This window comes from Corynebacterium efficiens YS-314, from assembly GCF_000011305.1.
GTDB classification, from domain to species: domain Bacteria; phylum Actinomycetota; class Actinomycetes; order Mycobacteriales; family Mycobacteriaceae; genus Corynebacterium; species Corynebacterium efficiens.
In genome coordinates, this window is sequence record NC_004369.1 from 91,347 (window position 1) to 113,185 (window position 21,839).

19 protein-coding genes are annotated in these 21,839 nt (G+C 65.8%); 10 read left to right on the top strand and 9 right to left on the bottom strand.

Annotated features, from left to right (window positions below):
* Positions 1–72: 72 nt before the first annotated feature.
* The 3 genes from CE_RS00685 to CE_RS00695 all read left to right on the top strand — a co-directional run bounded on the left by CE_RS00685 (position 73) and on the right by CE_RS00695 (position 1,886).
* Positions 73–498: a hypothetical protein gene (locus CE_RS00685; protein ID WP_035109124.1), complete on the top strand. Its 426-nt coding sequence runs from the start codon at positions 73–75 to the stop codon at positions 496–498.
* A 108-nt stretch (positions 499–606) separates the two neighbouring features.
* Positions 607–1,611, top strand: coding sequence for a biotin synthase BioB (bioB, locus tag CE_RS00690; RefSeq protein WP_006768605.1), 1,005 nt, complete (start codon positions 607–609; stop codon positions 1,609–1,611).
* Complete coding sequence (locus CE_RS00695; RefSeq protein WP_006768604.1) at positions 1,611–1,886, top strand: hypothetical protein; 276 nt, start codon at positions 1,611–1,613, stop codon at positions 1,884–1,886. Before bioB ends, CE_RS00695 begins: the two co-directional genes overlap by 1 nt.
* Positions 1,887–1,892: 6 nt before the next feature.
* Here the strand turns inward: CE_RS00695 and CE_RS00700 are convergent, their stop codons facing one another.
* Together CE_RS00700 and CE_RS00705 are read right to left on the bottom strand one after the other, a co-directional pair.
* Positions 1,893–2,591 (bottom strand): hypothetical protein, encoded by a 699-nt coding sequence (locus CE_RS00700; protein ID WP_041628392.1) that lies wholly within the window; start codon positions 2,589–2,591, stop codon positions 1,893–1,895.
* A 92-nt stretch (positions 2,592–2,683) separates the two neighbouring features.
* Positions 2,684–3,262, bottom strand: a complete 579-nt coding sequence (locus CE_RS00705; protein WP_035109187.1) for a hypothetical protein — start codon at positions 3,260–3,262, stop codon at positions 2,684–2,686.
* Positions 3,263–3,340: 78 nt separating this feature from the next.
* Between CE_RS00705 and CE_RS00710 the strand changes: the two genes are divergently transcribed.
* Positions 3,341–4,276, top strand: coding sequence for an SIR2 family NAD-dependent protein deacylase (locus tag CE_RS00710; RefSeq protein ID WP_006768600.1), 936 nt, complete (start codon positions 3,341–3,343; stop codon positions 4,274–4,276).
* Positions 4,277–4,280: 4 nt separating this feature from the next.
* Here the strand turns inward: CE_RS00710 and CE_RS00715 are convergent, their stop codons facing one another.
* Together CE_RS00715 and CE_RS00720 are read right to left on the bottom strand one after the other, a co-directional pair.
* Positions 4,281–5,279 (bottom strand): esterase/lipase family protein, encoded by a 999-nt coding sequence (locus CE_RS00715; protein WP_006768599.1) that lies wholly within the window; start codon positions 5,277–5,279, stop codon positions 4,281–4,283.
* Between the two features lie 19 nt (positions 5,280–5,298).
* Positions 5,299–6,201, bottom strand: a complete 903-nt coding sequence (locus CE_RS00720; RefSeq protein ID WP_006768598.1) for an esterase/lipase family protein — start codon at positions 6,199–6,201, stop codon at positions 5,299–5,301.
* Between the two features lie 174 nt (positions 6,202–6,375).
* Here CE_RS00720 and CE_RS00725 point away from each other — a divergent pair, with 174 nt between their 5' ends.
* Complete coding sequence (locus CE_RS00725) at positions 6,376–6,882, top strand: MarR family winged helix-turn-helix transcriptional regulator (RefSeq protein ID WP_231295071.1); 507 nt, start codon at positions 6,376–6,378, stop codon at positions 6,880–6,882.
* 72 nt (positions 6,883–6,954) lie between these two features.
* On the opposite strand, the gene CE_RS00730 is transcribed toward CE_RS00725, so the two are convergent.
* Together CE_RS00730 and CE_RS00735 are read right to left on the bottom strand one after the other, a co-directional pair.
* Positions 6,955–7,788, bottom strand: coding sequence for an alpha/beta fold hydrolase (locus CE_RS00730; RefSeq protein ID WP_231295069.1), 834 nt, complete (start codon positions 7,786–7,788; stop codon positions 6,955–6,957).
* A gap of 99 nt (positions 7,789–7,887) precedes the next feature.
* On the bottom strand, positions 7,888–9,099 hold the full coding sequence (locus tag CE_RS00735; protein WP_006768595.1) for an MFS transporter: 1,212 nt from the start codon (positions 9,097–9,099) through the stop codon (positions 7,888–7,890).
* A gap of 65 nt (positions 9,100–9,164) precedes the next feature.
* On the opposite strand from CE_RS00735, the gene CE_RS00740 reads away from it, so the two are divergent.
* Both CE_RS00740 and amn read left to right on the top strand, forming a co-directional pair.
* A complete protein-coding gene (locus tag CE_RS00740) occupies positions 9,165–10,586 on the top strand; it encodes a DUF2252 domain-containing protein (RefSeq protein WP_006768594.1) in 1,422 nt (473 codons plus the stop codon).
* Positions 10,587–10,667: 81 nt separating this feature from the next.
* Positions 10,668–12,092 carry an AMP nucleosidase gene (amn, locus tag CE_RS00745; RefSeq protein ID WP_006768593.1) on the top strand — a complete coding sequence of 475 codons (1,425 nt, stop codon included), beginning with the start codon at positions 10,668–10,670 and terminating at the stop codon, positions 12,090–12,092.
* 95 nt (positions 12,093–12,187) lie between these two features.
* Here the strand turns inward: amn and CE_RS00750 are convergent, their stop codons facing one another.
* The gene (locus CE_RS00750; protein WP_006768592.1) at positions 12,188–12,799 is read right to left on the bottom strand and encodes a PepSY domain-containing protein; all 612 of its coding nucleotides are present in this window, start codon (positions 12,797–12,799) and stop codon (positions 12,188–12,190) included.
* 627 nt (positions 12,800–13,426) lie between these two features.
* On the opposite strand from CE_RS00750, the gene CE_RS00755 reads away from it, so the two are divergent.
* Together CE_RS00755 and CE_RS00760 are read left to right on the top strand one after the other, a co-directional pair.
* Complete coding sequence (locus CE_RS00755; RefSeq protein ID WP_041628393.1) at positions 13,427–16,948, top strand: proline dehydrogenase family protein; 3,522 nt, start codon at positions 13,427–13,429, stop codon at positions 16,946–16,948.
* A gap of 108 nt (positions 16,949–17,056) precedes the next feature.
* On the top strand, positions 17,057–17,995 hold the full coding sequence (locus CE_RS00760; RefSeq protein WP_041628363.1) for an aldo/keto reductase: 939 nt from the start codon (positions 17,057–17,059) through the stop codon (positions 17,993–17,995).
* A gap of 2 nt (positions 17,996–17,997) precedes the next feature.
* Here CE_RS00760 and CE_RS00765 read toward each other — a convergent pair whose 3' ends face one another.
* Positions 17,998–18,903 (bottom strand): alpha/beta hydrolase family esterase, encoded by a 906-nt coding sequence (locus CE_RS00765; RefSeq protein ID WP_006768589.1) that lies wholly within the window; start codon positions 18,901–18,903, stop codon positions 17,998–18,000.
* A gap of 59 nt (positions 18,904–18,962) precedes the next feature.
* Entirely contained in the window at positions 18,963–19,889 is a 927-nt protein-coding gene (locus CE_RS00770) for an alpha/beta hydrolase family esterase (RefSeq protein ID WP_006768588.1), read from the bottom strand.
* 250 nt (positions 19,890–20,139) lie between these two features.
* On the opposite strand from CE_RS00770, the gene CE_RS00775 reads away from it, so the two are divergent.
* Positions 20,140–21,813 carry an AbgT family transporter gene (locus CE_RS00775; protein WP_231295067.1) on the top strand — a complete coding sequence of 558 codons (1,674 nt, stop codon included), beginning with the start codon at positions 20,140–20,142 and terminating at the stop codon, positions 21,811–21,813.
* Positions 21,814–21,839: the final 26 nt, after the last annotated feature.

Here is a 21,839-nt window from a genome sequence, read left to right on the forward strand (position 1 = left end):
GGGTCGACGCAGTCTAACTATGGTTTTAGGTAGGGTAGGTGTCCAGTCAACAACTTTGTTATGGAGGGAAATATGAGCATTTCTAGTGCTATTCTGCGGGGCGTTTCCGGGGCGTATCTGCTGCAGTCGGGTTATGGGAAGCTGGGTCTGCCGACTGAGGCGGCTGCGGGTATGCAGGGTTTCGCGGCTACGGGTGTTCCGGCGTTGGACAAGCTGGATCCGGAGACTTTCGGCAAGGTGGTGGCCTACTCCGAGCTGGGGATCGGTGCGGCGCTGGTGAGCCCGATGGTGCCGAACCGTCTCGCGGGTCTGGCGCTGGGGACCTTCTCCGCTGGTCTGCTCTCGATCTATTTCCGTAACCCTGCTATGACGCAGGAGGATGGTATCCGTCCGTCTGAGGATGGAATAGCGTTGTCGAAGGATGTCTTCCTCGCCGCGATTGCCGGTGCGCTGGTGTTCGGTCCGGTGAAGAAGCGTAAGAAGGATAAGAAGAAGTAACCCCGTGGGGGTATGGGGTACCCCGGTCACCTGTGGTTTTCGGGTGGCCGGGGTGTTTTCTCCATAAGCGATTGAACACTGTTCAATTAGTGGTTAGGGTAATTCACCATGCCCAACACAACATCAATTCTTGACACCGCCCGCCACCAGGTCCTCGGGGACGGCATCGGACTGGATCAGTCACAGCTCATCGAGATCCTCAATCTCCCCGATGAGGACATCCCCGCGCTTATGGAGCTCGCCCACCAGGTGCGGCTGAAATGGTGCGGCGAGGAGATCGAGGTCGAGGGGATCATCTCCCTCAAAACCGGTGGATGCCCGGAGGATTGTCATTTCTGCTCCCAGTCGGGCCTGTTCGAATCCCCGGTGCGGTCGGTGTGGCTGGACATCGAGCAGCTGGTGGAGGCTGCGAAACAGACCGCGAAATCGGGTGCGACGGAATTCTGCATCGTCGCGGCGGTCAAGGGTCCTGATGACAAGCTCATGAACCAGTTGGAGGAGGCGGTCGCAGCCATCCAGCGCGAGGTGGATATCGAGGTCGCCGCATCGGTGGGATCGCTGACCCCGGAGCAGGTCACCCGCCTGGCCCGGGCCGGCGTCCACCGGTACAACCACAACCTGGAGACCGCACGGTCCTTCTTCCCCCAGGTGGTCACCACCCACACCTGGGAGGAGCGTCGTGAGACGCTGCGCCTGGTTGCCGAGGCCGGCATGGAGGTCTGCTCGGGAGGCATCCTCGGCATGGGGGAGACCCTCGAGCAGCGCGCCGAGTTCGCCGTCCAGCTCGCCGAACTCAACCCCACCGAGGTGCCGATCAACTTCCTCGACCCCCGCCCAGGCACCCCGTTCGCGGACCGCCCGCTTATGGAGAGCGAGGACGCCCTGCGCGCCATCGGTGCATTCCGGCTCGCCATGCCCCACACCATGATCCGTTTCGCGGGTGGGCGTGAACTCACCCTGGGGGCGGAGGGCTCGGAGCAGGGACTGCTCGGTGGTATCAACGCCATCATCGTGGGCAATTACCTGACCACCCTGGGCCGCCCCATGGAGGACGACCTGGAGATGATGGACCGTCTGCAGCTGCCGCTCAAGGTTCTCAACAAGGTCATCTGATGCCCGGTCTCCACAAGCACCCCAACAAACACACCGATCCCGATGCCCTGCTCGCCGCGATCCTCACCGGTGAGACCCCGGTCTTCCACCCGAATACCGGTCTGCCGATCGGGGAGGAACAGGTGTTGTCACCGTCGGCACGCGCCGGGCTGGAGGCCCCGCGGTTCTGCCAGCTGTGTGGCCGCAGAATGAAGGTGCAGGTCCGTCCCGACGGCTGGGATGCGCAGTGCTCCCGTCACGGCCAGGTGGATTCCTCGCTTATGGACAGACGCTGACCAGAATCACAGGACGATGGTGAACTGCCGCAGGAAGTTCGACATCATCGCATCCGCGTCGGCGACCTCGACCTGCCCCTGACCGAGGATCTCGATGGTTTTCATCGGGGTGCCGGGGTTGCCACGTATCGGTCCGAGGACGGCCTCGGCGTCGGTGACCGGTGCGTCGGGGGTTCCCCCGGAACCTGCCGACGGCGGGGTCACCGCACCAGCACCATCACCTGCCGTACCAGCGGCTCCACCCGGGTTGCCCGGGCTGACACCACCGCCGGCGGGCTGCCCGGCACCGTTGCCTGCGCCACCTGCCGCGCCACCCTGTCCGCCCCCTGGCTGCTCGGCGGCGCCACCCGGCTGGGCGGCACCCCCACCGGCAGGAGCGTCGGCAGGAGCGTCGGGAACCCCACCGCCGGTACCCGCGGTGCCTTTGAGGCCACAGCGTTCGGCGGCGGCGTCGACACGCCCGAGCGCCGCGAGGATCTCATTGCCGCGCGGATCGAGGGCGGCGATCGCCTGCGCCTGGCCGACCCGGGCCTGGTAGTCGGCGTCGTTGGTCCAGTACGCCGATGCGGTGGCGCACGAGATCTCCCCGGAGGGCAGCTGGTTGAGCATGCCGGCGACCGCGGCGTCGGCCCGGGCGGGCGCCAAAAGGAGCGTTGCGACGCCCACAGCAACCGCCATGACCGTGCGGGAGGATTTTTTCAGCATGGGGGAGAGTATGCCATCTGTGACAGCGGAGCGGGGGATCATCATCGCCCCGCGGTAGTCACATCAGTCACCTGCGTTGCGCCTATGGGGGGTTAGATGCGGATGCCGAACTGCGCGAGGAACTCGGCGACGATGCGGTAGAGGTCCGGCAGGGTCAGTGAGCCGAAGCCGGGGATGTCGATGGTGAAGGAGGGGGTGCCGGGTGCGGCGAGGGAGATGTTCTGGGCTGCTGGGGCTGGTGCGGGTGCTGACTGTGCGGGGCCGGGGGCGGCAGGTGCTGCCGGGGCTGCCGGTGCCGGCGCGTTGTTGCCACCGGCATTGCCACCGGCATTGCCACCGGCATTGCCGCCAGCATTGCCGCCGGTGTTGCTACCGCCCTTGAGGCCGCAGCGGTTGGCGGCTTCGTCGACACGCGCGAGGGCGGCGCGGATCTGCGGGCCGCGGCTGTCGAACATGGCGAGGGTGTTGGCCTGGGCGACCTTGTTGCGGTAGTCGGCTTCGTTGGTCCAGTAGCGTTCGGCCTGGGCGCAGGTGATCTGGCCGGCGGGCAGGGCGTTCAGGACGTCGTCGATGGGGTCGGCGGCGGCGATGGCGGGGGAGGCGACGGAGAAGGCTCCGACGGCGGCGACGGTAACGGCGAGGCGGCGGGTGCGTGTGGTGAGGAAGCTCATGTCCATAGAGGATACAGGTGATGAAGGAGTAAACAAGTGGTACGGAAGAGAATTCCGGATCACGATTTCCGGAATATCATGAGGGGCATGTTCGATCCGCTGGCCACGCAGGCCCACCACTCCGCACTCCGCTCCATAAGCCGGGTCGTGGAGGAGACCACCGCGCCTATGGAGGAGGGGGCGGCGCTGGAGGGCGTCGTCAAGCTCCTGGAGGCCGGCTCCGTGCTCGCGGTGACGGGCGCGGGCGTGTCGACGGATTCCGGTATCCCCGACTACCGCAGCCCCCGCGGCAGCCTCAACCAGGGCCGCCCGATGACGTACCAGGAGTTCCGTTTCGATCCGGTGGCCTCGCACCGCTACTGGGCGCGGTCCTTCGTCGGGTGGCGGGTGATGGCCGACGCGCAACCCAACCGCACGCACTACGCCCTGGTGGAACTGGAGCGCGCCGGGCTGCTCAGCGGGATCGTGACGCAGAACGTCGACGGCCTCCATAGGCGGGCCGGGTCGGAGAATCTCGTGGCGCTGCACGGGGATCTGGCGACGATCGTGTGCCTGCAGTGCGGCCACCGGGAGGCACGTGAGCTTCTCGATGCCCGCCTCGACCACCTCAACCCCGGCTATTTCGACTCCATCGCCCTCGACCCGTCCGCCGTCAACCCCGATGGCGATGTCACCCTCGACGACCACCACGTGCAACGCTTCACCATGGCCGGCTGCGCGCGGTGCGGGTCGGTGCTGCTGAAACCGGATGTGGTCTACTTCGGCGAACCGGTCCCCTCCATAAGGAAAACGCGTGTGGCGCAATTGCTTGATGGGGCGGATGCGGTGGTGGTGGCGGGGTCGTCGCTGGCGGTGATGAGCGGCTACCGGATTGTCATCGAGGCGCAACGCGCCGGCAAACCCGTGGCGGTGATCAACGGCGGGCCCGGTCGGGCGGATCACCGCGTGGACATCCTGTGGCGGACCCGGGTGGGACCGGCCTTCGATCAGATCCTCGACGCGCTCGACCTCTAAGCCGTCACAGTTCCTCCACCAGGCGGGCGAGATCGGCACGCACCAGCGCGCGGACCCGGTGGTCGAAGGGCATGTTGGGGTGCAGGACCACGGCGTCACTGTCCAGGTTCTCCACCCAGAGATTACGGATGCGCTCGGCGTCCCCGGGGTCCTCGGCGGTGAGGAAGCAGGTCTCCGGGGGTTGGATGACGGTGTCGAAATGCGTCGCGATATTCGTATACGTCACCCCCGGATCCAGATCCCCGCCCTCGTTGATCTTCTCGATGGTCTCATGCCCGGTGATCAACTCCAGGCCGGCACCACCGAACCAGGACTGCACCACCGACTGGGCCACCGCCTCACCACGGTTGGTTTTCAGTAAGGGGCTGACCACCCCGCCCATCGTGGTGCCGTGGTGCGGGCACGCCAGCGATACCAGGTGCCGCACCTTCGGGTACCCGCCCAGGATCCGCATCCAGTAGCGTGCCACCACACCACCCTGGGAATGACCGACCAGGATCGCCTGCTCCGCCCCCGTGGCACCCAGCACCGCTTCTATATAGGCCCCGACCTGCTCCGCGGACTGGTGCACCGGACCGGTGGCGCGGGTACCGAAGTCGGGGGCGAACACCGCCCACCCGTCACGGCGCAGGTCCGCACCCAGTTCCTGCCAGTCACCCTTGGTGGTGCCGGTGCCGTGGATGAGGATCACCGGCCAGGGGCGCTCGGGTGTGGTGCGGGCCCGCCAGTCGTCCTCGAACAGACCACGGTGACGCGCGCGGGCAAGGAGGGGGAGTGAGGCGGTGGTGTCGTCGATAAGCGTGGCGCTGCGGCGGGGGTCCTCGGCGTAGTTGGTGATGATCTCCTGGACCACCTCATCGGGCAGTTCCGTCGCGGGCGGGGCCTGATCGCCGGTGGGCAGGTTGCGCCACACCGCCTTGAGCGCGGCGGTGAGCTCGCGACGCAGGTCGGGCAGCTTGAGCGGTTTGGTCTGCTGGGCAGTCTGAACAGGCTGGGACGGCATGCCCTCCAATTTAACCGTCTCACCCCAGGCGGGCCACGCGCTCCAGCTCGGCGCACACAATCTCCATCACCCGCGGATCACGCACCATGTCCTGGTGGCGGATCATCGCCCGCGGGTAGGTGTCCTCCACCCAGATGTTACGCACCCGGTTCGGGTCCTCGTCCCCGTTGACCTCCAGAAACGCCACCTCGGGCGGCTGGATGAACGGGTCGAAATGCGTGGCGATACAACTGTACGTCACCCCCGGATCCAGATCCCCGCCCGAGGCCAGGAACCTGATGATCTCCGTATCCCGCAGCTGCTCCATCCCGGTGGGCCCGAACATGCTCGTCATCAGCTGCTCCATCAGCCCCTCCCCACGGTGGATCTTGGTCAGCGGATGCAGGATCCCACCCATGAGCGTCCCGTGGTTCGGCACCGCCAGGGAGATCATGTGCCGCACCTTCATATACCCGCCATAGGACCGCATCCAGTACCGGGTCACCACACCACCCTGCGAATGCCCCACCAGCACCACCTGGGCGGCACCGGTGACCAGCAGCACCGCGTCGATATACGCCCCGATCTGCGCCGCCGACTCCGCAATCGGCTCGGTTGCCCGCGTCCCGAAATCCGGTGCGAACACCGCCCACCCCTGCCGGCGCAGCTCCCGGCCCATCTCCTCCCAGGACCCCTTGTTGGCCCCTGACCCGTGGATGAGCACCACCGGCCACGGCCGTGCCTGCGTCGGCCGCGCCCGCCAGTCATCCTGGAACAACCCCCGTGGTTTCGACCGCGCCGTCAGTGGCAGCCTGATATTGGTGGCGTGATCATAGAGCTCGCGTGTGATCTCCTCAGCGAAATCATCCTGCGGGTTACGGCGAAGCTTCGCCCACCCCCGCTTCACCGCACGGCGCACCCTGCCCGGATCTTGCTCTGACATGCGATCACAATATCCCCCATAAGCGGATGGTGCAGGGCGAGGAGAACACGCGGACACCCCGGGCGTGCCCTCCGCACGCCGTTCAATCCGCTTATGGAGAGGTGCCCGCCCGGGGCCTCTAGTACCCTGGTTAGCACACAAGATGTACACAGACGGCAGGGCAGGGGGCGTGAGGTGAGAGACGTCGACGGGGAACTGGATTTCCCCTCCTTCCGGGAACACAGCATGGCCGAGCTCAGCGAGGAGTTCCAGGGCACTGATCTGCGGCCGACGGATCTGGTGATCATGCTCAACCGCACGGCCGGTATCGGTATGCGGATGGCGGAGGGCAGGGTGCACCGTCCGCGGAGGCTCAGTTGGAATGCGTTCAAGGTGCTCTACATCCTGTGGATGGCGGGGGACCGGGAGCAGCACCGGGTGTCGGCGCTGGGTGGGATGAGTCGGGCGACGGCCTCCGCGGTGGTGAAGACGCTGGTCAGGAGTGGGTATGTGGTGCAGGTGCCGTCGGAGGTGGATAAACGCACGCACCTGTTGGCGCTGACGGAGAAGGGGCAGGAGGTGGTCCGTGAGGTGTTCGTGGAGCAGAATGATCTGCTCACGGACTGGTCCAATCGCCTCACCCACACCGAGCAGGACATTTTGAAGATGTTGTTGACCAAGCTCATGGACAGCTCCGGTTGACCTGACCCGGTGCTTATCGACGCCCGCCCCACACCCCCGTCCCCCACCCGGTCCCCGCGGGCTCACCGCAGGTTAGCGCACCCCGGGGCCGCCTGCGGCGGCATCGAGGAACCCCATGACCCGGGCCGCCAGGTCGACGGGGTGTTCAAACATGGCGTAGTGGCCGGTGTCCGCGATGGTGTCCACCTGCATGCCCGGGTAGGTCCCTCCATAGGCGGATTCGATTGCCGCGACGGTCACCACGGGATCGCGGTCACCGGTGAGCAGCAGGATCGGCAGGTCACGGACACCCAGCTCGGAGGCGAAATCGCAGTCAGCCCACACGGACAGATAGTTGGCCACTGCATGGGGTCGGGTGTGCTGCCAGGAATCCTGCGCCAGGTGGTGCACCCACGTGGCGGGAAGACAGTTGCCGGTGGTCAGGTTGATGATCCGGCCACGGGACTCCACCTTCGTCGCCGCGGATTCAAACAGGGCGCGCTGTTGCTCATTGAGGGGGGTTCCCGAGGCCGGCACCGGTGAGATACCTACCAGTGCCACCGGCGGGGTGGGCAGATCGAGCATAACCCGCTGCATGATCACCGCCCCCATGGAGTGCCCCACCACCGACACCTGTGCCGCATCCAGTCGCTGCACATAATCCACCACCTCCCCGGCGATCTCCGCGAGACTGAACACCCCGGTCTCCTCCCGGCGGGTGCCATAACCGCGGTATTCGAAGAAGTGCCAGGTGAACCGGTCGGTGTCCAGGCAGTCGGCGAACGGCCCCCAGTTCCCGGCCCGACCGAACCACCCGTTGAGCATGATCACGTGGTGTGGGCCCCGGCCCCGCACGACCGCGTGTGAGGGGTGGGCCTCCTGGCCGGAGAGGGTGGTGGCGAAGGATTCAACCATTGATTCGGACACGGTGGCCTCCATAGGCGGGACGACAGGCAGACGGCCACTTTCAAAGTGGCGTAGGTCACTATATTCTACGTGGAGTCGTCCCCGTGTGCAGCCACCCGTTCACCGGGCCGGCAGATAACCCCGCCTGATCTGCAGGGCGCGCACCACCGCCGACCCCACCGCCAGGGCGGAGATGACCAGCAGCGGGAGCACGGCACCCCACACCGGCATGAGTGCATCCAGCAGCACGGGCAGGCCGAAACCCAGGTAGGTGAACACGTAGTAGATGCCGATCGCCGTGCCGCGTCGGGCCGGTGGGGTGTACGCCTCGATGCCGAGCAGGCCCTCCCGCAGGCTCAATCCGTAGGCCGCACCGAGGATCGGGGCCGCCAGTACGAAGACCCACACCGGGGCCCCCTCCCCTCCATAGGCGACCAGGGCGAAACCGGTGGCGGCCAGCAGGGCACCGACGATGCCGGAGACCCTGCCCCAACCGAACCGCCGCCCGAGGGCCTGCACACCCAGGCCCACGCTGAAGGACAACACCGAGGCCATGCCCGGCAGCAGCACGCCGTTGTCGAAATTCGAGGAGGTCCGCGCGGTGAGGATCACCAGTGAGGTGGTGACGGTGCTGAACACCCAGATGGCCATCGGAAGGGAGACCGCCAGAGCCTTGGACATGCTGCGCGAATCGGTGCGCGATGTGTCCCGCGACGTGCTGTGTGGGGCCGGGGGGTTCGTCGACAAGCGTGGGGTGGGCGCCGGCACGGGGGCGCGCACATCGCCCACGAGCGCCGCGTGCACCACCGCGACGAGGGAGAACAGGCAGGTCACCGCGAAGGGTACAGCCACCACCAGGTCGGTGGGCAGCGCAACGGCCAGCAGACCGGAGGCGATCGGCCCAAGCGCAAAACCACTGGTCAGGGCGATACCGGCTGAGGTCACGCCACTCGCCCCGCGCAGACGCCCCGCCCACGCGGTGCCCGCACTGACCGCCAGCCCCACGCCCAGGCCGACGATGAACCGCCCGACCAGCAGACCGGCACCGTCGTGGGAGAACAACAGACTCAGGTTGCCCGCGGCCGCACCCACCGCGCCGGTGAGCACCACCGGCCGCGCCCCGAAACGGTCAGCCAGCACACCCCCGCCCAGCAGACCCGGCAGCAGGCCCAGGGCATAGATACCGAAGGCACTGTTGAGCAGCATGCTCGAAATCCCCAGCTGCTCCCGCAACACCATGATCATGGACGCGAAATGATTGGCAGCCCATCCCGCGCTGAGAAGCAGCAGGATCACACCCAGGAAAACTCGGTTGACCCGACGATCAGACATAGAACCAACCTTTCACAGAGTCCCCGTCCCCGCACCGGAATCCGGAAAGTGAATAGACTCAAACCATGGATACCAAAAACCTGCTCGCCCACGTGGCCAAGTTCGGTTTGCCGACCCCCGACCACCCCGACATCCCCCGCTACGTCCAACACCGCGAGGGGTTCACCGAGCTGGCGCAGGCCCTGGCCGACGGTGCCGTCCCCATCCCACCGGGCCTGCTCCACGGACGCGACCGCCGACGCCACATCCGCAACACCATCATCGAGGACCACGTGGAGCGCATGCAGCTCGTCCCCGATGCGGTGCGCAGCAAACTCGACGACCTCGCCTCCGACCCCTTCCTCTTCTTCCGTGGCACCGCCCTGCTGTTCTACCGCGACCTGGTGGGCAGTGACCTCCACCTGCCCGTGGTGCCCGTGGTCGGCGATGTGCACCCGGAGAACTTCGGCATCCTCCCCGGCGGCGACGGCCAGCCGATCTTCAGCGTCAACGATCTTGACGAGGCCTGGATGGCACCCTTTACCTGGGATGTGGAACGCGGCGCCGTGGGATTCGGCCTGGCCGCGCAGCAGGCGGGCGCGAAGAAAAAGAAGGTGGCCAAGGTGATCCGCGCCTTCATCGAGGGGTATTTCACCTCCATAGGCGAATGCCTCGAGGACCCCTCCCGCGCCGAACAGCGTTTCACCGCCGCCGACGTACCCCCGGTGATCCGACCGTTCTTCCGCAAGGCCCAGCGTGACCGGGTTGCCTTCCTGGCCAAGCGCATCGATTTCGAGTCCATGACCTTCCGCGAGGACGACCGCACCCACCGCCACCCGGAATTCCTCGACGCACTGGAACCCGCGCTCACCGCCTACGCCGACTCCCAGGGCCGCACCCTCACCGCGCACGACCTGGCCATCCGCCAGGGATCGGGCACGGCCTCCCGCGGCCTGACCAGGTTCTGGTTTCTGGTCGAGGAGCTTGTCGACGACCAACCCCACCACCTCATTCTCGAGATGAAGATGTCCCGCGCCTCCTCCCTGGAGGGCCTGGTCCCGGACCCGGAGGGCGACTGGGTGCCGGACTCCCCGGCTGAGCGCATCGCCATGGCCTTCAACGCCTTCGTGAAAAACGGCGACCCCTACTACGGCTTCACCGACATCGCGGGCATCAGCTTCCTGGTGCGCGAACGCGGGCCCCAGAAGGTCAACATCAGCACCGGGGTCATGGACAAGGATGACCTGCGTGACTACGCCGAGGTGTGCGGGCGGGTGCTGGGCATCCAGCATGTGCGTGCCGACGGGGCCTGGCAGGAGGCACGGGAGGCGTCGACAAGCTCCGGTGTGCGGGCGGCCGAACCACTCGCCCGACGCATCACCCGGGCTGCCTCCGGCGAGGTGTTCCGTGCCGACACCGAGGAATTCGCCGTGGACTACCTCGACCGGCTGGCCGGGGATTTCGCCCTGTTCCGTGAGGACCTGAAGCGCGGGGCGTTCGGTTGGTGAGGGCAGGATCCCGCGCCCGCGGATAATCTGGACCCCATGACTACTTTCCCTGACACCCCAGAAACCACACCCGTTTCCTCTATGGAGGTTATGGGCAGCATTGACGAGGCCATCGACCGGTTGAAGGAGATCTACACCAACTCCACAGACCTGGCGAAGAGGACGCTGGAGGACGGTGACTACGCAGCCTATGCGGATGTGGTGTATCCGAAGCTGGTGGTGGAGGTGTTGCGGTGGGAGCCGATCGACCGTACGGAACCGTTCGGGTATGTGGATCAGGCGGGGCGTTTCTCGGCGGTGTTGTCCAAACCGCACATCATGGAGCGGTATCTGCGGGAGCAGTTGGAGCGCCTGACGGGGAATTATCCGTGTCGGATCGAGGTGGGGCCGTCGGATATCCGGATTCCGCCGGAGTACATCCGGGATGCGCCGTCGGCGACGGAGGCGCGTCGGGCTGGTGATGTTGCGGAGATCATCCCGCGTCCCACCCTCGATGAGGTCCATGATGCGATCATCGATGGCGAGTGGGATGCCTTCCACGGTGAGGAGTACCCGCTGTTCCATTTCGGGCCGCAGCGTTTCGATATCGCCTGCGCCCGCATCGAGCATTACACCGGCATCCGGGTGGATCATGTGCAGAAGTACATCCTGTTCACCAACTATGCGATGCACACCACCGAGTTCGTCAGTTTCGGGTTGGGGGAGCTGAGTAGGGAGGGGTCGAAGTACACGGCGCTGACCCTGCCGAATGGGGAGGTGATCACCCGGGACGCGGTGGAGGAGATCCATGGTCTGGGTGGGGTCACGGCGATGGATCTGGCCAGCCGGTTCCAGATGCCGCGGTTTGACCTGACCACCGCCGAGGGTGACGGCCTGACCATCATCAACATCGGAGTGGGCCCGTCAAACGCCAAGACCATCACCGACTGCCTGGCGGTGCTGCGCCCGGAGGCGTGGGTGATGATCGGGCACTGCGCGGGTCTTGATGCCCGCATGCGCATCGGTGACCTCATCCTGGGCAATGCCTACCAGCGCGAGGACCACATCCTGGACCGCCACATCCCCCTCGGCAACCCCATCCCCGCCATCCCCGAGATCCAGAAGGCTCTCGAGGCCAGCGTGGATGAGATCTACGGCGATGACAATGACCTCATGCGCACCGGCACCGTCTTATCCACCGACGACCGCAACTGGGAGTGGCACACCCCCCGCAAACTGTGGGAATGGTTCAACGGGTCCACGGCGGTGGCCATCGACATGGAATCCTCCACCCTGGCCACCAACGGATACCGCTACCGGATCCCCTATGGAACACTGCTGTCAGTCTCGGATCTGCCACTGCACTCGGTGCCGAAACTGCCCGCCCAGGCGCAGGCGTTCTACTCCAACTCCAAGGAGGCGCATGTCATGTGCGCGGTGCGGGCGATGGAATACCTGGCGATGGACCCGGAACGTCTACGCACCCGCAAGCTGCGCCGCACCTTGGGCGAGGTGCCGTTCCGTTAACCGGCTGCCTGTCGACGCCCCCCGCCACCCATAGGCGGGGCATTCGGGGAGGGGCGTCGTCGCGTTTAGTTGCGCTTGGTGACGCTTAGCGACGCTTAGTTCGCCAGGACGGTGAACTCGGCCAGGTCATTGCGCTCGACATCGTCGAGGTCGATCTGCCACTCCAGTCGGCCGTCCTCATCCTCGAGTGAGGCTTCATCCACGACTCCGTCGGGGTGGGCCTCCAGTGCCTGGGTGATGGCATCGGCGACGGTGACGGTGGCCTCCTGGGCGCGGCGGACATCCTCGGCATCGTCATTGTCACGGTCGGATTCACGGACCTCACCGGCGGCGGTATCCACATTGAGTTCGATGACCTCCTCACCGACCACCACGTCGATCTCGTAGGCCTCGGTGTCATCCTCGCGGTCGATATCGATGATGATGCCGTCAGCATGTTCCGCCATCACCAGGTCGATGGCGTCGAACACGATGTCGCGGTCAGCGGTGGCATCCGCATCGGACACCGCGGTCTGCGTTTCGGTGGCCACCCCGTTGTCAGCGGTCTCCTCGGTGGTAGCGGGGTCGTCCGTGGTCTCGTCCTCAGAGGTGACCACGGTGGTTTCGGTGGCGGTGGCATCCGAATCGCCGGAATCATCACCGCAGGCCGCGAGGCTGAGGGACAGGCCGGCGACGGCGGTGAGGGTGAACAGTTTACGTGTGAACATGGGTACTCCTTCTCGTCGATCCCTCCCCAGGGCGGGTTCGGGAAACCATATGAAGTTGTTCGATCTCACTGTCACCCCCACGGTTCGCCGGTGATCAGGGCCCGGGGGAGGGGATATGGAACGGCAGGTGCCCGGAATGGAGCACAGCCTCTATGTCGGGGGTCACACCACCCGAGGGTAGCGAAACGCCCCCGTGGTTCGCAGACACACCCCCATCCCGGTGCACCGTGAGATGTTCAGAGATGGGGTCGCGTCCCTGCGCAGATGGGGTTTCTGCGCTGTGCCGGATCGCCTCCCCCCAACCCAGAGATCCTGTCTGCAGAAAGCAGTACTGATCTCTGGGTTAACTTCCGCGGTTTCTGGGAACAGGAACTCGGGGTTAAGGCAGCGACGGTCTCTGGTGGGGCTAGTGCCCCCGCGCCGGGGACGGCGGGTGACCGCATCAGCACTTGTCAGTATGTTGGGGGTCATAACAACCGAGACAACTGGTGCGGATCACATGATGGGCGTGTGTCAGCACGTTCTGTGGTGGGGTCCGGACCCAGATGGCCCACGAACACGGCCCGGGATGTAACCAACCCGGGAGAGCAGGGAGCGAGCACCATGACCGCAACCACAGACCATTCCATGAAACTGCCCATCGAACTGGCCACACTGACTGACCGGGCGGTGGTGAAGGTCAGGGACTGGTTGGAGTATGCCCAGCAGGAAAGCGTGCCCAATCCCACCGCTGAACGACTGGCAGCGATCCTCCAGGACCCCAATGGTCTGGAGTTCACCGTCGGGTTCGTCGACCGGGTGGTGCGCACCGAGGACATCCACGCCGCGGCCCGCGCCCTCAATGACCTGGGCAGTATCGCCCCGTCCACGATGTCCTTCATCGACCGCGCCCAGATCCAGGCCGGTTCGCTTGTGGGGCGTGCCCTGCCGCATGTTGTGGTGCCGGCTGCCCGCGCGCGCATCCGGCAGATGGTCGGCCACATGATTGTCGACGCCCGCGACAAACCCTTCGGTCGCGCCGTCGCGGAACTCCAGGGCGACGGCAACCGCCTCAACATCAACCTCCTCGGTGAGGCTGTGCTCGGTGAGAAGGAGGCACTCAAACACCTCGAGGACGCCCGTCGGCTCCTGGGCCGGATGGACGTGGATTATGTCTCCATCAAGGTCTCCTCGGTGGCCTCGCAGATCTCGCTGTGGGGATTTGATGAGACGGTGGAGGCCGTCGTCAAGCGTCTGACACCTCTATATAAGGAGGCCGCCGCGGCCACTGGCACACCCGGCGGCACGAAGTTCATCAACCTGGACATGGAGGAATACGGTGATCTGCGCCTGACCATCGAGGTGTTCAAACGCCTGATGTCCCTGCCCGGAGTGGAGAACCTCGAGGCGGGTATCGTCCTGCAGGCCTACCTCCCCGATGCGCTCGCGTCGCTGCAGGAACTGGCGGAGTTCGGCGCACACCGCGTCGACAATGGTGGCGCGCCCATCAAGATCCGCCTGGTCAAGGGCGCGAACCTGCCCATGGAGCATGTCCACGCCGAGATCGCCGGATGGCCGGTGGCGACCATGCCCAGCAAACAGGCCACCGACGCCAACTACAAACGCGTGCTGTGGTGGGCCCTGCGCCGGGAGAACATGACCGGCCTGCGCCTGGGGGTGGCTGGGCACAACCTCTTCGACATCGCCTTCGCGCACCTGCTCTCCATAGAGCGTGGCGTGGCCGAGAAGGTGGAATTCGAGATGCTCCAGGGCATGGCCTCCGACCAGGCCCGCGCCGCCAGCCGGGATGTCGGCCAGCTGCTGCTCTACGTCCCCGCGGTGCGTCCGCAGGAATTTGACGCCGCCATCTCCTACCTGGTGCGCCGCCTGGAGGAGAACTCCGCCAGCGAGAATTTCATGTCCGTCATCTTCGACCTCGAAGCCGACAACCCCGCCTTCCGCCGCGAGGAGAGCCGGTTCCGCGCCTCCATAGAGGATCTCGCCGGGCTTATCGACGCCCCCGTCCCCGGCCCCAACGACACCCAGGACCGTGGCGCGCAGGAGGCCGAAACCCTGGAGGCAGCCGGTGAGCGGGCCCGTGAACTCGAGGCGGCCCGCGCCCCCGACCAGCTCCCGCCCTTTGCCAACGAGCCCGACACCAACCCCGCACTCACCGCCAACCAGCAGTGGGCCCGCGCCGCCATCAAGCGCAGCGCCGGCGAGGGGTGGCTGGAACAGCAGACCGCACCGCTGTCCGTGGAGGAAGAGGATATCGACGCCCTCATCGAGGGAACCCGCGCCGCAGCCGCCGAGTGGGCCGCACTCCCGCCTATGGAGCGTGCCCGGATCCTCTACCGCACCGCCGACATCCTCGCCGCCCGCCGCGGACACCTGGTCTCCATCGCGGCCGCCGAGGTGGGCAAGGTGGTCGAGCAGACCGACCCGGAAATCTCCGAGGCCATCGACTTCGCCCGCTACTACGCCCACCGCGCCCTGGAACTGGAGCAGGTGGACAACGCCGACTTCACCCCCGACCGGGTTGCGGTGATCACCCCGCCGTGGAATTTCCCCATCGCCATCCCCGCCGGATCCACCTTCGCTGCGCTCGCCGCGGGCGCGGGTGTCATCCATAAGCCATCCAAACCCAGTCAGCACTGTTCCGCGGCCGTGGTGGAGGCCCTGTGGGAGGCGGGTGTGCCCAGGCGGGTGCTGCACTGCGTGTACCCCGCGAACAGGGAAGCGGGCCGCAGGTTGGTCAGCCACCCGGAGGTGGACCGGGTGATCCTCACCGGGTCGTCGGAAACCGCCGCGATGTTCGCGTCCTGGCGCCCTGACCTGCAGATCAACGCGGAGACCTCCGGTAAGAACGCCATGGTGATCACCCCTGCGGCGGACCGTGACCTGGCGGTCGCCGACCTGGTGCACAGTGCCTTCGGGCACGCCGGCCAGAAATGTTCGGCGGCCTCACTCGGCATTCTGGTGGGCACCATGTACACCTCGGAGCGCTTCCGCAGCCAGCTTGTCGACGCCGCCTCCTCCCTCGTCGTGGACTGGCCGACCAACATGTCCGCCACCGTCGGACCCCTGACCGAACAACCCAGCGACAAACTCCAGCATGCCCTGACCCAGCTGGAACCGGGGGAGCGGTGGCTGTTGGAACCCAAACCCCTCGATGACACCGGCCGCTTATGGAGGCCCGGTATCAAGGAGGGGGTGCAGCCGGGATCCTTCTTCCACCTCACCGAGGTCTTCGGACCGGTGCTGGGTCTGATGAAGGCCGATGACCTCGAGCAGGCCATCGAGTACCAGAACGCTGTGGAATTCGGCCTGACCGGTGGTATCCAGAGCCTGGACATCGATGAGGTTCGCACCTGGGTCGATGCCGTTGAGGTGGGCAATGTCTACGTCAACCGCGGGATCACCGGCGCGATCGTGGAACGTCAGTCCTTCGGCGGTTGGAAGAAATCCTCGGTGGGTCTGGGATCCAAGGCCGGCGGCCCGAACTACGTCATGCTCATGGGGCGGTGGTCGGACAAGCCCGCCAAGGACGCACCGGTGAAGTCCTCGCCGCTGATCAACAAGTGGACGCACACCCTCTCACCCGATGACATCACCTGGTTGGAGCAGGCCAACGCCAGCGATGCACTGGCATGGACCTCCGAGTTCGGTACCCCGCGGGATCCTTCCGGGCTGGAGGCGGAGGCCAATATCTTCCGCTACCGCCCGGCGAAGGTGGTGCTGCGCATCGCCGATGACGCCGAGCCCCGCGAGGTGGCGCGCGCGGTCCTTGCGGCCCGCCGGGCGGGCGCGCAGCTGACAGCCATGGTCGGACCCGGGGTCGGCGGTGGGGTACGCGAGGTGCTGGCCGATGCGTCGACAAGCGTGGAGACCATCGACGATGCCGTCTTCATCACCCGTCTCCTGCGCGGTGACTACGACGACGGCACCGGCGCGCGCGTGCGCGTCATCGGCACCGTGACACCCTTCCAGCGCGAGCGGCTGGCGGTGCGGCCCGAGGTGGCGATTCTCGACGAGCCCGTCACCTCCTCCGGGCGCGTCGAGCTGCGCTACTGGCTCAAGGAGCAGGCGGTGTCGATGACCCTGCACCGTTTCGGCAACCGCTCGGAGGCCTTCCATAAGCTGGCGGCTGATCTGAAACGACCGCTGTGAGCTGAATGGGTTGAGGCGTGAGCCCCACCCCGACGGCTGCGTGATGGTTCACGTGACGCTGTTAGGGTGGGGCTCCGTTACATCTGGCATATAGAAGGAGCAACCCCCATGGCCGTGATCCCCGGTACCGACTTCGATATCTTCCCGCTCAACCTCGGCGGCAACACCTTCGGATGGACCACCGATGAGCAGCAGTCCTTCGCCGTGCTCGATGCCTTCCGGGAGGCCGGCGGCAACTTCGTCGACACCGCCGACATGTACTCGGTGTGGGCCGAGGGCAACGCGGGTGGGGAATCGGAACGGGTGTTGGGCGCCTATCTCAGGGCGCGTGGGGGAGCGGATGATCTGATCATCGCCACGAAATCCGGGGCCCTGGAACCCCACACCGGCCGGACCCGTACCGCCACCACTGCCGCCGTGGATGCCTCCCTGACGCGCCTGGGTGTGGACACCATCGACATCTTCTACCACCACCACGATGATGACTCGGTCTCCATAGGCGAGCAGATTGCCATTGCCGAGGACCTCATCGCCGCGGGTAAGATCCGTCACCTCGCGTTGTCCAACTACAGCCCGCAGCGCCTGCGGGAATTCTTCGAGCAATCCGCCGATTCCCCGGCCCGTCCCGTCGCCGTCCAACCGCAGTACAATCTGCTGGCCCGCCGGGATTATGAGACCGGTATCCGCCCGGTCGTGGACGAGTTCGGTCCCGCGGTGTTCCCGTACTTCGCGCTGGCCTCCGGGCTGCTGACCGGCAAGTACTCCTCCCGCGCGGATCTGGAGGGCCGTGCGCGTCAGGGGTTCGCAGAGGGTCTGGCCACCGATGATGCCTTCGTGGTGGTCAACGAGCTGCGCGCCGTCGCCGGGGAGCTCGGCGCGGCACCCGCCACCGTCGCGCTGGCGTGGCTGCTGGCCCGCGGGGTCACCGCGCCGATCGCCTCAGCCACCCGCGTCGATCAGCTGCCCGACCTCATGGCCGCCCCGACGCTCGTGCTTGACGACGCACACCTCACCCGCCTCGACAACGCCTCCGCTGCGTTCGCCTGAACCTACTGCCGCTGTAGGAAACCCCAGCTGATATCCGCCACCGAGGGGGTGTATGACCATTCGTGGCCCCCGTCGTCAATCCGCACGAACTCGGTGGGTGTCGCGCAGAACGCCGGCCGGAAGGTGGTGCTGTTGGGATGCTCGTGCACCTGGTGGACCACCGGCACGGTGCAGTGGTTGCGTGCCGCAAAGGACTCGAATACCGCGTAGGCGCCCCGGTAGTGGGCACCATGGCGGGTACCACCCCAGTAGTTCATGAGGCCGTCGTTGGTGCCGTGGATGACCAGGGTGGGAACCCCACCGCGGGGGTTGCAACCGGTGACCGTCGGATCGTAGTAGGCACCGGCGACGGAGGCGGTGGCGTCGACAAGCTCCGGGGCGTGACATCCCAGCGCGGTCGCCATGCCGCCCCCGTTGGACATACCGACGGCGTAGACACGCCCCCGGTCACCGCCATGATGGGCGACCACATCATCCACCGCGGTGCGCACATAGGCGACGTCCTGCGCCATGGTGGTGGCGGCATAGGGGGCGCCGGCCCACGCATTGTCCACCCCCTGGGCGTAGACGATGATGGCCCCACCGGCGGTGGCCTGTTCCAAACCAGCATAGGACCGGAAACTGGTGGCTGAATCACCCTTCCCGCCGAAGGCCAGGACGATCGGATAGGTCCGCGCCGGATCACGGTTGTCGGGCAGTTTGACCAGGTACTCACGGTGCATGCCGTCCTGGGTGAAGGACGCATGAAGAAGGTTGGTCCCGATGACCTGGGTGGTGGGAGCAGACTGAGCGGCGGATGCCGTGGGTTGCGCCTGGGCAACTGCGGATGCTGCCGGCGCCACGGCCAGTGCTGCACTAGTCATGCCGGCGGCGAGGGCGAGGGTCAGAGTGCGGAATGGATGCTCCATACCCCGCCATGATAGTGACGCAGGACACTTGTGCATCCGCCTATGGAGAGGGTCTGGAATCAGCCCTGCCTGACGAAGAAATCCCAGACCACATCGGCAGCCCGTGGGTCCGTGAACCAGGTATGACCCCCGCCGTTGACGCGAACCAACTCCGTGGCGGTGGTGCAGTAGTGGGGGCGGAAGGTGGTGGTGCCGTGGTAGTCACTGGTCTGCCGGGTGCTGGCGGTGCAGCCATTACGCCACGCGACGGAGTCGAAGGTGGCATGTGCGCCCTGGTAGGTCGCCCCGTGGCGGGTGCCACCCCCATAGGCGATGGCATCATCGTGGGTTCCATGCATGAGGAGGGTGGGGACCTGACCGGGCTGGCATCCGGTGACGGTCGGGGTGTAGTGGGCTCCGGCGATGGAGGCGATGGCGTCGACAAGCCCGGGCGCATGGCACCCCAGGGCGGCTGCCATGCCACCGCCGTTGGACAGGCCGGTGGCGTAGATGCGGTCGGCGTCACCGGAATAGTTGCTGATCACATCATTGATGGCGGCGCGGACATAGTCGATGTCCTGGGACATGGTGGTGCTGGCATAGGGTGCACCGGCCCAGGCGTCGTTGATGCCCTGGGCGTAGATGATGATGGCCTCCCCCCGGGCGGCCTGTTCCAGGCCCGCGTAATCCCGGAACTGCAGGGCATCATGGTCCCAGCCGCCGAAACCGATGATGACCGGATAGGACCTCGATGGGGTGAAGAAGGCGGGGAGGGCGACATGATATTCCCGGTTGAGCCCTGCCAGGGTGATGGATCGGTGGATGAGATTATAGGACGCGGAACCGCCTGCGAGCTGTGAGGACAGCTGCTGACTGGTGCCGAGGGTGGGGGCTGAGCTCTGTGCGACGGCGGAGGTGGGGAAGAGGGCGTAGGCCGCGGTGGCCACCAGGGTGGCCAGGGTGGTGAGGACGACCGGGAGGGATAGCGGTCGGAAACGTGGCGTCATGTCCTGTAGATTCTAGGGTTCACCTCGTCATTTAGGTAAGGATTGAAAGATGGATGCCCGTAGGTATGTGATCCGGGGGAGGCATCGAGAGAAGTGTCCGGGGCCACATTTTTGGGGGTGGATCACCGGTAACGTTTGCATAACGCTTCGTGGTGGGGATGGCCAGATTCCCGGCCCGCTCATAGTCTTCAACTCATCCGGGGATTGCCCCAACCGGGGTATCCCACCTTAAGTGCAGAAGGTCATGACTATGAGTGCTGACAAGGACAATATCCACGGTCCACCCGCCACAGAGGGGCGTGCCGGATCCACGGCCGCCACAGCTACTGAAGGCGCCGGGGGGACCACCCCGGACGCCCCCACCAGCGCGCTGGGGAAGTGGAGCGATAAATTCCTCACCGGCGTGGAGCGGCTCGGCAACAAACTGCCCACCCCCTTCACGCTCTTTCTGATCCTGTTCCTGCTCACCGCGATCGCCTCGTCGATCATGGCGTGGATGAACGTCTCGGTGATCGTGCCGGGTTCCGATGAGGAGCTGTTCATCAGGGGCCTGTTCACCGGCGAGGGTCTGACCTGGCTGACCGTGAACCTGGGCGCCAACTACATCGGTTTCCCGCCGTTGGTCACGGTGCTGCCGATCCTCCTCGCCGTGGGTGTGGCGGAACGCTCCGGCATGTTGTCGGCGCTGATCCGCAAACTGTTCGGCTCGGCGAGGAAACTCGTCCTGCCCTATGCGGTGGGTGTCATCGGTGTGACCGCCTCGGTCATGGCGGATGCCGCCTTCGTGGTGGTTCCCCCGCTGGCGGCCATGGTGTTCAAGGCCGCCGGCAGGCACCCGGTGGCGGGTCTGCTGGGTGGTTTCGCGGCGGTGGGTGCTGGTTATTCCACCGCCCTGGTGCCCACCAGCCTGGATGCCCTGTTCGCGGGTATCACCAACGCCGTGATGGAGTCTCTCCCCAGCCTGGAGACCACCGAGGTCAACCCGGTGTCCAACTACTACTTCAACATCGCCGCATCGATTCTGTTGGGCATGCTGTGTGGTTTCATCATCGACAAGGTGCTGGAACCGCGCATGTGGCGCCAGCAGGTCACCACCGACTACGCGGTCACCGACTCCGGTCAGGATGATCCGGCACGCGAGGACGAGATCTCCCCGACGCTGACCGCCCACGAGAACCGGGCCCTGAAGGTATCCCTGTGGACAACCCTGCTGGTGTCCATCCTGGTGGTGGTCGTGGTCCTCATCCCGAACTCCCCGTGGCGCAACGAGGGTGGTGGCTTCCTGCCGCAGTCACCGCTGTTGAGTTCCGTGGTGTTCATCGTGTTCCTGATCTTCATGGTCATGGGCATCGCCTATGGAGTGGTGCTGGGCACGATCAAGAACATGGAGGATGTCGTCCACATGATGGGCGAATCCATCAAGGACATGATCGACTTCCTGGTATTGGCGTTCATCCTGGGCCAGTTTGTGGCGCTGTTCAACTGGACCGGCATCGGCACGTGGACCGCGGTGCAGGGTGCCGCCGGACTGGAGGCCATCGGTCTGACCGGGTTCTCCGCGATCCTGGCGTTCATCATGCTGGCCTCGCTGCTGAACCTGTTGATCATCTCGGGGTCGGCGATGTGGACGCTCATGGCTGCGGTGTTCGTGCCCATGTTCGCGCTGCTGGGGTATGAACCCTCGTTTGTGCAGGCGGCCTTCCGCGTCGGTGACTCCGCCACCCAGGTGATCACCCCGCTGAATCCGTACATGATCGTGATCCTGGGCCTGCTGCGCCGCTATGAACCCGATGCGGGTCTGGGTACCCTCATGTCGCGTCTGATCCCATTTGTCATCCCGTTCTGGCTAGCATGGGCATCACTTCTGGCGATCTGGTTCTACGCGGACCTGCCCCTGGGACCCGGATCGGGCATCTTCCTGTAACACACGCGCGACCCACTGAAGGACAC

Bases quoted from the DNA above. Each gene is read 5' to 3' on its own strand.
- CE_RS00740 (WP_006768594.1), top strand. From the start codon at position 9,165: ATGGATACCAAAAACCTGCTCGCCCACGTGGCCAAGTTCGGTTTGCCG.
- CE_RS00710 (WP_006768600.1), top strand. From the start codon at position 3,341: ATGAGGGGCATGTTCGATCCGCTGGCCACGCAGGCCCACCACTCCGCA.
- CE_RS00700 (WP_041628392.1), bottom strand. From the start codon at position 2,591: ATGCTGAAAAAATCCTCCCGCACGGTCATGGCGGTTGCTGTGGGCGTC.
- CE_RS00770 (WP_006768588.1), bottom strand. From the start codon at position 19,889: ATGACGCCACGTTTCCGACCGCTATCCCTCCCGGTCGTCCTCACCACC.
- CE_RS00765 (WP_006768589.1), bottom strand. From the start codon at position 18,903: ATGGAGCATCCATTCCGCACTCTGACCCTCGCCCTCGCCGCCGGCATG.
- CE_RS00705 (WP_035109187.1), bottom strand. From the start codon at position 3,262: ATGAGCTTCCTCACCACACGCACCCGCCGCCTCGCCGTTACCGTCGCC.
- CE_RS00775 (WP_231295067.1), top strand. From the start codon at position 20,140: ATGAGTGCTGACAAGGACAATATCCACGGTCCACCCGCCACAGAGGGG.
- CE_RS00755 (WP_041628393.1), top strand. From the start codon at position 13,427: ATGAAACTGCCCATCGAACTGGCCACACTGACTGACCGGGCGGTGGTG.
- CE_RS00735 (WP_006768595.1), bottom strand. From the start codon at position 9,099: ATGTCTGATCGTCGGGTCAACCGAGTTTTCCTGGGTGTGATCCTGCTG.
- CE_RS00715 (WP_006768599.1), bottom strand. From the start codon at position 5,279: ATGCCGTCCCAGCCTGTTCAGACTGCCCAGCAGACCAAACCGCTCAAG.
- CE_RS00685 (WP_035109124.1), top strand. From the start codon at position 73: ATGAGCATTTCTAGTGCTATTCTGCGGGGCGTTTCCGGGGCGTATCTG.
- CE_RS00720 (WP_006768598.1), bottom strand. From the start codon at position 6,201: ATGTCAGAGCAAGATCCGGGCAGGGTGCGCCGTGCGGTGAAGCGGGGG.
- bioB (WP_006768605.1), top strand. From the start codon at position 607: ATGCCCAACACAACATCAATTCTTGACACCGCCCGCCACCAGGTCCTC.
- amn (WP_006768593.1), top strand. From the start codon at position 10,668: ATGGAGGTTATGGGCAGCATTGACGAGGCCATCGACCGGTTGAAGGAG.
- CE_RS00750 (WP_006768592.1), bottom strand. From the start codon at position 12,799: ATGTTCACACGTAAACTGTTCACCCTCACCGCCGTCGCCGGCCTGTCC.
- CE_RS00760 (WP_041628363.1), top strand. From the start codon at position 17,057: ATGGCCGTGATCCCCGGTACCGACTTCGATATCTTCCCGCTCAACCTC.
- CE_RS00695 (WP_006768604.1), top strand. From the start codon at position 1,611: ATGCCCGGTCTCCACAAGCACCCCAACAAACACACCGATCCCGATGCC.